The sequence below is a fragment of the Nocardia sp. NPDC056952 genome (assembly GCF_042674185.1).
In the GTDB taxonomy this organism is placed as follows: domain Bacteria; phylum Actinomycetota; class Actinomycetes; order Mycobacteriales; family Mycobacteriaceae; genus Nocardia.
This window is the reverse complement of record NZ_JBHURA010000003.1, coordinates 794,671-807,664: the sequence shown is the minus strand read 5'-3', so window position 1 is coordinate 807,664 and position 12,994 is coordinate 794,671. Positions and strand designations below refer to the sequence as shown.

The 12,994-nt window shown below is 68.7% G+C and carries 11 protein-coding genes; 8 read left to right on the top strand and 3 right to left on the bottom strand.

The window, feature by feature from the left end; all coding sequences use genetic code 11:
- Positions 1-12 precede the first annotated feature (12 nt).
- Genes betT through ACFTS5_RS15385 form a run of 3 tightly spaced genes read left to right on the top strand, consistent with a single transcriptional unit; the run spans position 13 to position 5,242 of the window.
- The gene (betT, locus tag ACFTS5_RS15395) at positions 13-2,166 is read left to right on the top strand and encodes a choline BCCT transporter BetT (protein WP_378631234.1); all 2,154 of its coding nucleotides are present in this window, start codon (positions 13-15) and stop codon (positions 2,164-2,166) included.
- 11 nt (positions 2,167-2,177) lie between these two features.
- Positions 2,178-3,692 carry an aldehyde dehydrogenase family protein gene (locus ACFTS5_RS15390; RefSeq protein WP_378631232.1) on the top strand — a complete coding sequence of 505 codons (1,515 nt, stop codon included), beginning with the start codon at positions 2,178-2,180 and terminating at the stop codon, positions 3,690-3,692.
- Positions 3,689-5,242 (top strand): GMC family oxidoreductase, encoded by a 1,554-nt coding sequence (locus tag ACFTS5_RS15385; RefSeq protein ID WP_378631230.1) that lies wholly within the window; start codon positions 3,689-3,691, stop codon positions 5,240-5,242. The genes ACFTS5_RS15390 and ACFTS5_RS15385 overlap by 4 nt, the downstream gene beginning before the upstream one ends.
- 57 nt (positions 5,243-5,299) lie before the next feature.
- Here ACFTS5_RS15385 and ACFTS5_RS15380 read toward each other — a convergent pair whose 3' ends face one another.
- On the bottom strand, positions 5,300-5,752 hold the full coding sequence (locus ACFTS5_RS15380) for a winged helix-turn-helix transcriptional regulator (protein WP_378631229.1): 453 nt from the start codon (positions 5,750-5,752) through the stop codon (positions 5,300-5,302).
- An 85-nt stretch (positions 5,753-5,837) separates the two neighbouring features.
- Between ACFTS5_RS15380 and ACFTS5_RS15375 the strand changes: the two genes are divergently transcribed.
- The 4 genes from ACFTS5_RS15375 to ACFTS5_RS15360 all read left to right on the top strand — a co-directional run bounded on the left by ACFTS5_RS15375 (position 5,838) and on the right by ACFTS5_RS15360 (position 9,975).
- Positions 5,838-7,064: an MFS transporter gene (locus ACFTS5_RS15375; protein WP_378631227.1), complete on the top strand. Its 1,227-nt coding sequence runs from the start codon at positions 5,838-5,840 to the stop codon at positions 7,062-7,064.
- Between the two features lie 273 nt (positions 7,065-7,337).
- Positions 7,338-7,880, top strand: a complete 543-nt coding sequence (locus ACFTS5_RS15370; RefSeq protein WP_378631226.1) for an HNH endonuclease — start codon at positions 7,338-7,340, stop codon at positions 7,878-7,880.
- Positions 7,877-8,131, top strand: a complete 255-nt coding sequence (locus tag ACFTS5_RS15365; RefSeq protein WP_378631224.1) for a WhiB family transcriptional regulator — start codon at positions 7,877-7,879, stop codon at positions 8,129-8,131. Before ACFTS5_RS15370 ends, ACFTS5_RS15365 begins: the two co-directional genes overlap by 4 nt.
- 176 nt (positions 8,132-8,307) lie before the next feature.
- Positions 8,308-9,975, top strand: coding sequence for a VWA domain-containing protein (locus ACFTS5_RS15360; RefSeq protein ID WP_378631222.1), 1,668 nt, complete (start codon positions 8,308-8,310; stop codon positions 9,973-9,975).
- A 19-nt stretch (positions 9,976-9,994) separates the two neighbouring features.
- On the opposite strand, the gene ACFTS5_RS15355 is transcribed toward ACFTS5_RS15360, so the two are convergent.
- Positions 9,995-10,840 carry a virginiamycin B lyase gene (locus ACFTS5_RS15355; protein WP_378631220.1) on the bottom strand — a complete coding sequence of 282 codons (846 nt, stop codon included), beginning with the start codon at positions 10,838-10,840 and terminating at the stop codon, positions 9,995-9,997.
- Positions 10,833-12,320 carry an ABC-F family ATP-binding cassette domain-containing protein gene (locus ACFTS5_RS15350; protein ID WP_378631219.1) on the bottom strand — a complete coding sequence of 496 codons (1,488 nt, stop codon included), beginning with the start codon at positions 12,318-12,320 and terminating at the stop codon, positions 10,833-10,835. The genes ACFTS5_RS15355 and ACFTS5_RS15350 overlap by 8 nt, the downstream gene beginning before the upstream one ends.
- 61 nt (positions 12,321-12,381) lie before the next feature.
- On the opposite strand from ACFTS5_RS15350, the gene ACFTS5_RS15345 reads away from it, so the two are divergent.
- Complete coding sequence (locus ACFTS5_RS15345; RefSeq protein ID WP_378631218.1) at positions 12,382-12,972, top strand: TetR/AcrR family transcriptional regulator; 591 nt, start codon at positions 12,382-12,384, stop codon at positions 12,970-12,972.
- Positions 12,973-12,994: the final 22 nt, after the last annotated feature.

Genomic DNA, 12,994 nt, shown 5'->3' with positions numbered 1-12,994 from the left:
AGCCTGCCTCGCATGGGTGGTGTCAGCAATCCCGGGGACAACGGCACGCAACGATCACCTGCCGGGACCGAGGACGAAGCGGTCCCGGCACATCCGGTCGCCGGGCGTCGTTCGGTCAACAAGCCGGTGTTCCTCATCGCGGCGGGCACCGTGCTCGCGTTCGGGATCTGGGCACTGGCCGCACCGTCGAGCGCCGAGACCATCGTCGGCGAGGTCAAGACCTTCACCACCACCTGGTTCGGCTGGTGGTACTTCGTGCTCGCCACGGCCATCCTCGGCCTGGTCGTTTTCCTCGGCGCCAGCCGGTACGGCCGCTACCGGCTGGGGCCGGAGGAGTCACGGCCGGAATACAGCCTGTTCTCCTGGACATCGATGCTGTTCGCGGCGGGTATCGGCATCGACCTGATGTTCTTCTCGGTCGCCGAGCCCGTCTACAACTACCTGCATCCCCCGCTCGGCGAGCCGGGCACCAACGAAACGGCCCGCAACGCGGTGGCCTGGACGATCTTCCACTACGGCATCACCGGCTGGGCGATGTACGCGCTGATGGGCGGCGCACTCGCCTATTTCGCGTTCCGGCACAACCTGCCCCTGACGATCCGGGCCGCGCTCTATCCGATCTTCGGCAAGCGCGTACACGGCCGGTGGGGCGACGCGATCGACGTGGCCGCGGTGCTGGGCACCATCTTCGGCATCGCCACCTCGCTCGGCATCGGCATCGTCCAGCTCAACTACGGTCTGCATCAGCTGTTCGGGATCCCGCAGGGCAAAGCCGCCCAGATCGGGCTGATCGCACTGTCGGTCGCCATCACCACGATCTCGGCGACCACCGGTGTCGACAAGGGCATCCGGCGATTGTCCGAACTCAATGTCATCATGGCGATCGCGTTGCTGGTCTACATCCTGGTGACCGGTCACACCGACTTCCTGCTCAACGGTTTGGCCCAGAATGCGGGCGACTACCTCTCGACCTTCCCCGACCGGACCCTCGACACCTTCGCCTGGGAGCGCAATCCCGAGACGGCGAACGCGCCGTCGACCTGGCTGGACAGCTGGACGCTGTTCTTCTGGGCGTGGTGGGTGGCCTGGGCGCCGTTCGTCGGCCTGTTCCTCGCGCGCATCTCGCGCGGACGCACGCTGCGCCAGTTCATCTTCGGCGTGCTGGTCGTGCCGTTCAGCTTCACCCTGATGTGGATCTCGATCTTCGGCAACAGCGCGCTCGAGGTCGCCAGGGACGACCGAGCCTTCGCCGAGAAGACCGCGGACCGAGCCGAACTCGGCTTCTACTCGCTGCTCGAGAAATATCCCGGCGCGACACTGTTGCTCGGCGTCGCGACCATCACCGGGCTGCTCTTCTATGTGACCACCGCCGATTCGGGGTCGCTGGTCATGGGCAATTTCACCTCGAAGCTGCCCGATCCGATGGCCGACTGCGCCACCGGCACCCGCATCTTCTGGTCGGCCGCGATCGGCGTGCTCACCCTGTCGATGCTGTTCGCGGGTGCGGGTGGGTCCATCACGACCCTGCAGAACGCCACCATCATCATGGGGCTGCCGTTCTCGTTCGTGTTGGCGCTGATCGGCATCGCGCTGCTGCGCGCCGTGCACAGCGAGTCGTTCAAACTCGACAGCTACCGCACCTCGCTGCCCAAAGCTTTCGCCGCAGGCCGTGGACCGGCCGAACTCAGCAGTTGGCGTCGCCGGTTGCTCTCGACCGTCAACTACCCGGGTGCCGCGGCCACCCGCAAATTCATCAGCGGCACCGTCGATCCGGCGATGCACGATGTCGCCGCGGAGTTCGAGCACATGGGTATGACGGCGACCATCGACGATTCCCAGTCCAACGAGGGTCTGCCGTCGCCGCGTCTGCTGGTCGATCAGGCCAGTGAGCCCCGGTTCGAGTACGGCATCTGGCCGGTCTCGGCGCCGGCCCCGACCTATGCCGTGCTCGCGCAACGGTCCGGAGACCGCTACTTCCGCTGCGAGGTCTACCTGGCCGAGGGATCGCAGGGCTACTCGCTCAACGGCTACAGCCGCGAGCAGATCATCGGCGACATTCTCGACCAGTACGAACGCCACCTCGGCTATCTGCACCTGCGCCGCGCGGCGAGCGATCACCACGAGCCCGAATCCGGCGACGTCGACAGCACCGACCGCGAACTGTGAAGGGATCCAGCATGAGCGACACTCTCTATATCGACGGTTCCTGGCGACCGTCAGCGTCCGGGCAGACGCGCGAGATCCGCTGCCCGGCAGACGATTCCCTCGTCGGGGTCGTCGCCGAGGCGGGCCAGGACGACACGGTCGCCGCGATCACCGCGGCCCGCCGCGCCTTCGACGAAGGCCCGTGGCGCCGCACCGGCGCCGCCGAGCGCGGCGACCTGCTGCTGCGGGTCGCCGACGCGATCGACGCGCGACGAGACGAGTTCGCGCGCGCCGAAACCCTCGACACCGGCAAGCGCCCCTACGAGTCCGACATCGACATGTCCGACATCGCGAACTGCTTCCGGTATTTCGGCAAACTCGCCGCCGACGACGCGGGCCGGGTCGTCGACGCGGGCTCCCCCGACATCGATTCCCGCATCGTCTACGAACCGGTCGGTGTCTGCGGGTTGATCACGCCGTGGAACTACCCGCTGTTGCAGGCGGCCTGGAAAGTCGCTCCGGCGTTGGCGGCAGGCAATACGTTCGTTCTCAAGCCGGCCGAACTGACGCCCCACACCGCGATTCTGCTGATGTCGGTGCTCGATGACCTCGGCGTGCCTGCCGGGGTGGCCAATCTCGTGCTCGGCGCGGGCGCCACCGCGGGTGCGCCGCTGTCCGAACATCCCGATGTCGACCTGGTCTCGTTCACCGGCGGGCTCGCCACCGGCAAGATCATCGCGCGCGAGGCGGCCGCCACGGTCAAGAAGGTGGCGCTCGAGCTGGGCGGCAAGAACCCGAATGTCGTCTTCGCCGACGCCTGCGACACCGACGAACGGCTGGCCGCGAGCGTCGACAACGCACTGAACGCGGCGTTCCTGCACTCCGGTCAAGTGTGTTCGGCGGGCGCGCGCCTGGTCGTCGAGGAATCGGCACACGACCGTTTCGTCGACGAGCTGGTGCGCCGCGCCGAGCAGATCCGGCTCGGCTTGCCCTTCGCCGAGGGGACCGAAACCGGGCCGCTGATCTCGGCCGCCCACCGCGACAAGGTGAACGCCTATGTCGAGCAGGCCCGCGCCGAGGGTGCCGCCATCCGCACCGGTGGCGCGTTCGCCACCGGTGACCGGGGCTCTGGGAACCTCGACAACGGATGGTTCTACCTGCCGACCGTCATCGACGGCGCCACCCGCGCGATGGCGTGCGTGCACGACGAGGCGTTCGGGCCCACCGTGACCGTGGAGACCTTCACCACCGAAGACGAGGCCGTCGCCATCGCCAACGACACCGAATACGGTCTCGCGGGCGCGGTGTGGTCCGGTGACGCCGCACGCGCCCGCCGCGTCGCCGCCCGGCTGCGGCACGGCACGGTGTGGGTCAACGACTTCGGGCCGTACCTGCCGCAGGCCGAGTGGGGTGGTTTCGGCCGCTCGGGTGTCGGGCGCGAGCTCGGTCCCTCCGGGCTGCACGAGTATCGCGAGGCCAAGCACGTCTACGAGAATCTCCGGCCGGGCGTCACCGGCTGGTTCGCCGATCGGGAGGAACAGCGGTGACCACATACGATTACGTGATCGTCGGCGGCGGTTCCGCGGGAGCGGCCGTCGCGGCACGGTTGTCGGAGGACCCGTCGGTGACGGTCTGCTTGCTCGAGGCGGGCCCCTCCGACGTCGACGACCCGGCCGTCCTGCGACTCGACCGCTGGATGGAACTGCTGGAATCGGGCTACGACTGGGACTACCCGATCGAGCCGCAGGAGAACGGCAATTCGTTCATGCGCCACGCCCGCGCCAAGGTGCTCGGTGGTTGCTCCTCGCACAACAGCTGCATCGCGTTCTGGGCTCCGCGCGAGGACCTGGATTCCTGGGAACGCGAGCACGGCGCCACCGGGTGGGGTGCGGACTCGGTGTATCGGCTGTATCCGCGGATCGAGACCAACGACGCCCCCGGCGAGCATCACGGCCGCGGTGGCCCGGTGCACATCATGACGGTGCCGCCGAACGATCCGTGCGGTGTGGCCTTGCTCGACGCCTGCGAGGCGGTCGGTATCCCGCGCGCCGAGTTCAACGCGGGACGCACAGTCGTCAACGGCGCCAACTTCTTTCAGATCAACCGGCGCACCGACGGGACGCGCTCGTCGTCGTCGGTCAGCTATCTGCACCCTCATCTCGACCGGCCGAACCTCACCATCCGCACCGGCGCGTGGGCCAAGAAGATCGTGATCGAGAACGGGCGGGCGGTCGGGGTCGACATCACCGACAACGCGTTCGGCCGCACCACCCGGATCACGGCCAACCGTGAGGTGATCGTCTCCGCCGGCGCCATCGACTCACCGAAGCTGCTCATGCTCTCGGGCATCGGGCCGACGGTTCACCTGCGCGAGAACGGCATCGAGGTGATCGTCGACTCGCCCGGTGTCGGCGCGAACCTGCAGGACCACCCGGAGGGCGTGATCGGTTTCGAGACGACGCGACCGATGGTGGACAGCTCCACCCAGTGGTGGGAAGCGGGCATCTTCACCCCGACCGATGACGGACTCGACCGGCCGGACCTGATGATGCACTACGGCAGCGTGCCTTTCGACATGCACACACTGCGGCAGGGGTATCCGACCGCCGAGAACACCTTCTGTCTGACACCGAACGTCACCCATGCCCGCTCGCGCGGCACGGTGCGATTGCGCTCGCGCGATTTCCGGGACAAGCCGAAGGTCGACCCGCGCTACTTCACCGACCCCGAGGGTCACGATATGCGCGTGATGATCGCCGGTCTGCGCAAGGCACGCGAGATCGCCGCGACCGCACCTCTGTCGGACTGGGTGGCGCGTGAGCTGTATCCGGGGCCGGACGCGCAGACCGACGCCGAGCTGGCCGACTACGTCCGCCGGACCCACAACACCGTCTATCACCCGGTGGGCACGGTCCGCATGGGCGCGGTCGACGACCCGATGAGTCCCCTCGACCCCGAGCTGCGGGTCAAGGGCGTCGAGGGTCTGCGGGTCGCCGACGCTTCGGTGTTCCCCGCGCACACCACGGTCAACCCGAACATCACGGTGATGCTCGTCGGCGAACGCTGCGCCGAACTCGTCGCCGCCGATCGGACGTAGGTCAGCCGAGGACCGGGGCCCGCCTCCGCGCAACAGAACGCGTGGACCGGCGGGCTCTCAGTCCACTCGTCGCACGGCCGTGGTCTCGGCCGTGACCTCTGTTCCGGACTGACTGCGGGGGTGTAGCGCGGCGAGGGGTCGGCCGTCGTGGTCCACAAGCGCCGAACGGGGCTCGTGGTCGGTGAAGGCGTGCCTTTCGCCCCATTGACGCAGCGCGACGATGGTGGTGAACAGATCCTGCCCGGCACGGGTCAGCTCGTAGACGTGCCGTTTGCCGCTCGCAGTGGCGCTGGTGGTGAGGATGCCGTCCTCGACGAGGCGGCGCAGACGATCGGCGAGGATGTTGCGCGCGATCCCGAGCCGCTGCCGGAACTCGGTGAACGACGCCGGTCCGTCCATGGCGTCTCGCACGATGAGCAGGCTCCACCGGTCCCCGACCAGGTCGACCGTGCGAGCGACCGGGCAGGTCGGGTCGGTCCATGCGCGGTCGGAGCCGGGCGCTGGTGCCATGAGCCACCTCCTGATGGGTTGCAATTCGAAACCATTATTGCCTACGGTGAGAATTGGTTTCGTTTTGCTACTCTTTGGAGGTCTGGTGGCGACAGGAGTCACGCGAGCACAGCGATGGGTGCTGGCGACGGTGTGCGCCGCGGCGGTGTCCACGATCTACGCGATTCAGCCGGTCCTTGCCGTCGCCGGCGCCGAGCTCGGTGTGTCACCGGAGTCGTCGGGCGTGCTGATCGCCGCCGGGCAGATCGGCTACTTCGCCGGGCTGATCCTGCTGGTGCCACTCGGCGATCTGCTGAACCGACGTCGGCTCATCGGCGGACTGCTGGCACTCACCTCGATCGGGGCCGCGATCACGGCCGCCGCGCCCAGCGGTGGGGTCGCGGTGGCCGGACTCGCGTTCGCCGGAGTGTTCGCGGTCGTGGTGCAGGTGACGGTCGCCTATGTCGCCGCTGTTTCCGCGCCCGGCGAGCGTGGTCGCAACATCGGTGCGGTGACCTCGGGTGTCGTGATCGGGATCCTCGGCGTGCGGGTGGTCGCGGGGCTGCTGGGCGACACGCTCGGCTGGCGTGCGGTCTATGCCCTGCTGGCCGTGCTGTGCGCGGGGCTCGCCGTCGTCACCCGAGCAGGTCTGGACCCGGACATCAGAGCCTCCCGTGATCGATACACGCAGATTCTGCGGTCGATGCGACATCTCGTCACCACGGATCGACTGTTCCTGAGCCGGGGCCTGATCGCCTTCTTCGTCTTCGCGTCCTTCGGCTCGCTCTGGAGTGGCCTCGCGCTCCCACTCGGCGCGCGACCCTGGAACTTCGGCACCACCGAGATCGGACTGTTCGGGCTGGTGGGGCTCGCGGGAGCCCTCGGCGCGGGCCGCGCGGGCCGGTGGGCCGATGCCGGTCACGCGCAGCGGATCACCGGGTGGTCGCTGGCGCTGCTCGCCGCGTCCTGGCTGCTCATCGCGCGAGCCGGGTCATCCCTGGCGCTGCTCGTCGTCGGTGTCGTGGTGCTCGACTTCGCCGTCCAAGCCGTGCACGTGAGCAGCCAGCATCTACTGACTACCGCATACCCTGACCGCGCCGGCAGCGTCATCGGCGCGTACATGACCTTCTACTCGCTGGGCTCGGCTCTCGGCGCGGTCACCACGACCTGGGCGTACATCACGTGGGGATGGTGGGCCGCCAGCTTGTTCGGCGCCCTCTATGCCTCGGCGGGGTTCGCCGTGTGGGGGTCGGCCCGGCTCTCGGGCAGCTCACGCGCTGACGTCACCGTGCCGAACTCACGCCGGTCGCCGGTGGGATGCGCCCCGAAATAAATCAGCCGACATTTCGGACAGGGTATGCCACCATGATTTCACGCAGGTGATCCGCAGCGGGCGAGGAACCGACGAGCAGCATCGAGAGGAGGAGACGGCCGTGAAACAGCAAGCGCCACAGCGAGAATCGGGCAAGACCTATCGCCGCGCGAATTCGGTCCATCGCGCGATGCGCCTGGATATCGATGGCTCCGGCCGTTTCCTGACCGCGGCCTGACCGGCCCACCCACCTCCGCTCCTGACGTTCACTCCTCTCGAAACATGGTGATTCCCATGATGATTCGTCATGCCGTCGACCCGACGGCACCCGCTTCCGACACCTGGATACACACGAGGGTGCTCGTGCTGAATGCCAGCTACGAGGCTCTCGACGAGATCACCGCCGATCGGGCCGTGACCTTGCTGCTCAGCGGCGCCGCCGAGACCGTGATCGAGCGGGCACCGCGGTTCCCGATCCGCTCGCAGCATCTGGTCATCGCGTTGCCCGAGACGATCCGGCTGGTGCGCTACGTCTACCTGGCGCACCTCACGCCGATCGGTGACGACAGCCGCGCCACCCTGGCCGGGGTGTTGCGTCGGGACAAGCACCGGTGCGGCTACTGCGCGGATTGGGCGCACACCGTCGACCACATCCGCCCCCGCAGCCGGGGCGGACCGAACACCTGGAGCAATCTCGTCGCCTGTTGCGCACCGTGCAATACAGGCAAGGCCGACCGCACCCCGGAAGAGGCGGGAATGCGGCTGCTGTGGGAGCCCAAGGCTCCCGACCCGCTCGCTCGCAAGCAGCGCCGGATCTGGAAGGAGTACGCGCCGTGACCACCACCGACCTCGCACTGACCGAACTGCTGACCCTGTCCGATTCGGGGCAATGGCACCGCGCCGCCTGCCGTGGTGACCCCAACCACGAGGCGTGGTTTCCCTACCCGTCGCAGGACTTCGACTACGCCCGCAAGATCTGCGCCGGGTGCCCGTTGCTCGCGGGGTGCGCCGAGTACGCGGCACAGACGGGTCAGTCCGGGGTGTGGGGTGGTCGTGAATTCGATCGCGGCCGCGTGATTCGCGCGTGACCGGCCGAGCCGGGTGTCCGCTGTGGCACCCGGCTCTGCGTATCCGGCACGCACTGCATGGTTGCACGCACTGCCTCGACCGAGACCGACCACTCGTGCCGCATGCTGTGACCTGCGGCGATGCGCACCGGTATGCGCTGTGCTGCGGTTGCGCGCGGTGTCCTTAAACTTGCCGCGTGGGTACGCATCGCAACGGGACCAGTTCTCGAAGTATCAGCAAGGGTCCGGTTATCGCGGCATCGGCAATCGTGCTGGTGATCGTCGCCGTCGTCGCCTGGGTCCAGCTCAGTGATCGTGCCGCGACCACCGATGTCGCGGCCGCCGCCGAGTGCGTCGAGGGGGCCTCACAGCTCGACGTCACCGTCGATCCGGCGATCTCGGGCCCGGTGCGTGCCGCGGCCGACCGGTTCAACGCGACCAAGCCTCGGGTGCGTGACCACTGCGCGCAGGTGAAGGTGTCGGCCCGCCCGTCGAGCGCGCTGGTCGCCGGTCTCGCCGACACCACGAAATGGGATCCGGGTCTCGGTCCGCAGCCGGGGCTGTGGATCGCCGATTCGAGCCGGTCGATCGAGCTGGTTCGGGTGCCGGGTCTGATCGAGGGCACGCCCGCCTCGATCGCCACCAGCCCGATCGTGCTCGCCGTGCCCGATGCCCTGCGTCAAGCGCTCGAACAGCACCAGATCTCCTGGGCCGACCTGCCACGACTGCAGCAGGGCTCACTCGACGAGGTCGGCCTGTCCGGCTGGGGTGGGCTGCACATGGCACTGCCCGCCGGTGACGCCACGACCGCCGCCGCCGCGTCCATCGGCGCGGCGATCTCGGGGACCGAACCGTTGACCGAGCAGGCCGCCAAGTCGGGTCAGGTCGTCGCCGCGATCTCCGGGCTCGCCGCCGGCGCGCAGGCACCGGCCGATCTGATGACCGCCATGTCGGAGATCAGCGCGAATCCCCTCGATGACGATGTGCACGCGGTCGCCGCGACCCAGCAGCAGCTCGGCACCGGCGGTCTCACCGCGTTCCGGCCGGTCGGCAGCGCGCCGCTGGCCGATTATCCCGCCGCACTGGTGTCGGGTCCCTGGGTCGACAAGACCCAGAATCTGATCGCGTCACGATTCATCGACTTCCTGCGGGCACCGGAGCAGGCGGGTGCGCTCGCCGCCGAGGGCTTCGGGCCCGCCATCGGGTCGGCACCGGCGAATCCGCCGCGCGCGGCACTGGAGAAGGTGCAGTCGACGCTGGCCAACCCGGTGCTCGGGGTGAACGCGACGGTCCTGCTCGACGTGTCGTCGTCGATGGGTACCGCCGAGGGCTCGACCACCCGGCTGTCGAACGCGATTGCCGCGGTCGCCTCCACACTGCAGGTGATGCCGCCCGACTTCGGGCTCGGCCTGTGGACGTTCGGCAAGAACCTCGACGGCACCACCCCGTACAAGGTGCAGGCGGCCACCGAGCTGCTCACCGACTCCCAGCGCAACGCGGTCGGCTCGGCGGTCACCGCCGTGAAACCGAGCCAGCTCACCGCGGATCAGGCGTACCCGAGCCTGCTCGCCGCCTACCGCGCCGCGGTGGCCGGTTACTCCCCTGGCCGCACGAATTCGATTCTGCTGATCACCGACGGTCCCGACGACGATTCGACGCTGACCGGTACCGCGCTGGTCGACGAGATCACCGCGGCGGCCAAGTCGGGCAAGCCCATTCGCATCGACATCGTCGTGGTCGGTGGCCAGGGCACCCAGACCCTGCAGACCCTCGCCGACCAGACCGGCGGCACCTACACCCGCATGCCGGCGAGCAACGACCTCGGCTTCGGCACCGCGGTCGTCAAGGCGCTGACCACGCCCTAGGTCACCGGCACGGACGCCGTTACAGAGAAACCCGCACCAGCGCACCGGATTCCATCGCTACCCAGAGGTCCCCGGCAGCGTCGACGGTGAGTCCGTGTGGTTCGGCGCCCGGTAGGTCGAGATGCGTGATCGTGCCGTCGATGGTGATCCGGCCGAGACGGCAGCTCGCCCACTCGGTGAACCACAGCGCACCGTCGGGGCCCGCCACGATCGCGTGCGGGCGGGCCTCGGTCGCCGGGAGCGCGAATTCGGCGATGGTGCCGTCGAGGTCGATGCGCCCGATCGCACCCGCGCCGATTTCGGTGAACCACAGTGCGTCGTCGGGGCCCGCGGTGATGCCGACCGGCGCGGCCGCGGCCGTGGGGATCGGGTGGACGCGCAGCGTGAGGTCGGCGTCGACGCGGGCGATCGCGTTGCCCTGGTTCACCGTGAGCCACAGCGCTCCATCGGGCCCGGGTGTGATCATCGAGGGCATACCGTCGACCTCGACGCGGCTGAGGTTGCCGTCCGCGGTCAGTCGCGCGACCCGCCCCGCCTGTAATTCGGTGAACCAGAGCGCACCGTCCGGCCCGACGCACGCACCGTAGGGACCTTCCATGGACCTGCTCGTCACCGCACCGTCGACGGTGATCCGCCCGAGCCGACCACCTTGGAACTCGGTGAACCACAGGTCATGGTCGGAACCGGCGACGATCACCGTCGGTTGCCCGTCGGACTGCTCGAGCGGATAGGACCGCACGATCCCCTCCGCGCAACGTCCGATCACACCCTGCGTCACCAGCGTGAACCACAGCGCCCCGTCGGGCCCGACGGTGATCCCGTACGGGGCGCCGGGCACGTCGATCACTTGCACGATCTCAGCCAAAGTCCTCAATTCCCTTCTGTGTTCCGCGGAAACGACGGCGCAGCGCCCGGTCGTGCGACACCACGACCACCGCACCCCGATACTCGCTCAGCGCGCGTTCGACTTCCTCGACCACGGTGAGTGACAGGTGGTTGGTCGGCTCGTCCAACAGCAGCAGGTCGTGTTCACCGGCGAGCACACGGGCCAGCGCGAGCCTGCGCCGCTGACCTTCCGAGAGGGTACCGACCTCACGATCGAGCAGTTCGGGAGCGAACAGCCCGGTCGCGAGCAGTAGTTCGCGCCCGAATCCGTAAGTGTCGGTGACACTTCGGGCCGGATCGAAGCGCTCGTCCTGGCGCAGGTAGCCGATGCGTCCCGGTGCTGCCGCGTGGATCGTGTCGAGCAGTGTCGATTTGCCCGAACCATTGGGTCCGTGGATCAGCAGCCGCTCGCGCGGGCCGAGCGTCAGCTCGCCGAGGTGGAACTCCACGCCGGTCCCTGCCGTGAATCGGCCGCGGAACCGCAACGGTTCGGGCGGTCGCGGCACCGGATCCTCGCGCAGCCGGCGCAAGCGCTCGGCCGTATTGCGCACCCGCGACGCGACCGAGCTCTGCACCCGCCCGGCATTGCGGTCGTAGGCCATCTTGTTGTTGTCGGTCATCGCGCGACCCGGCGCGACCTGCTGGGCAGTGCTCGTGGCGAACTCCTCGAGCCGCCCGATCTCGCTGCGCCACTGCGCATACGCCTGTTCCCAGCGCATTCGCGCGGCCGCCTTCGCCGTCAGGAATCCGGTGTAGCCGCCGCCGAAGCGGGTCAACGCGCCGTCGGCGACCTCGAGCACCGCGGTGACAACGCGATCGAGGAAGATCCGGTCGTGCGAGACCAGCACGACCGTGCCCTGATGGGTGCGCAGGCGGTGTTCCAGCCAGGTCAGCGCGGCGTCGTCGAGGTGGTTGGTCGGTTCGTCGAGCAGGAGCACCTCCGGCGAGGCAGCGAGCAGGCAGGCCAGCCCGAGGCGGGCCCGTTCTCCGCCGGACAGGCTGTCGAGCGGGCGGTCACGGCCGATACCCGCCACTCCGAGTCCGTGCATCGACGCGTCCACCCTGGCGTCGGCGGCGTAGCCGTCGCGCGCCTCGAAACGGGCGAGCAACGCGCCGTAGCGGTCCATGTCCTGCGCTTCGGCGGCGGCTTGCATGCCCGCCTCGAGTTCGCGCAGTTCGGCCAGCGCCAGTTCGATGGCCGCACCGACGGTGTCGCCGGGCAGTGTTTGCGCGAGGTGGCCGATCCCGCCCTCGGCGGTGACGGTGATCGTGCCCGCGTCGGGTCGAGCGATCCCGGCGAGCAGGTGGAGCAGGGTCGATTTGCCTGCGCCGTTCTCGCCGACGATGCCGACGCGTTCACCGGGCCGGATCGAGGCCGAGACGGTGTCGAGCACGGGCTGGTCCGCATAGGACTTCGATACTCCGCGCAGGGACAGTTGAGTGGTCAAACAGTGCTCCAATCGCAACTCGTGTAGCTTTAACAGTACAAAACCATGACGACTAACGCAACAGGAGTTGTTTTTGGAACCGCAACGACGTCCCGGCGGACGCAGCGCCCGAGTCAGGGAAGCCGTTCTCGACGCGACGACGGACGAACTCGCCGAGCGGGGCTACCAGGGCCTGAGCGTGGAAGCCGTCGCCGCGCGAGCCGGGGTACACAAGACCACCGTCTATCGGCGCTGGCGCGGCCCGGAGGGGCTCGTGGCCGACGCGCTCGAACGCGCCTCGCAACAGCCATGGCCGATCCCCGATACGGGCACCCTCACCGGCGATCTCCGCGGCCTGACCGAGTTGCTCCGACAGGGCTTCACCGATCCCGAATCAGGTTCGGTGGCAACGGCTTTCATCGGCGCGGGGATGCAACATCCCGAGGCCGCCGACGCGCTGCGCGACTTCTACGCGGCACGGCACCGTGAGGCGGCGGCGATCGTGGCAAGGGCGGTCGCGCGCGGTGAGGTCGCCCCGGAGGTCGACGCCGCCGAGATCATCCGGCTCGCGGTCGCACCGCTGTTCCACCGGCTGTTCGTCACCCACGAACCCGTCACCGCCGACCAGGCGCGCCGAGCCGCCGACGTGGCCGCCGCGCTGGCGAGAACACCGATCGGCACCTGAATCAGCCCGCGCGCCAGTACGA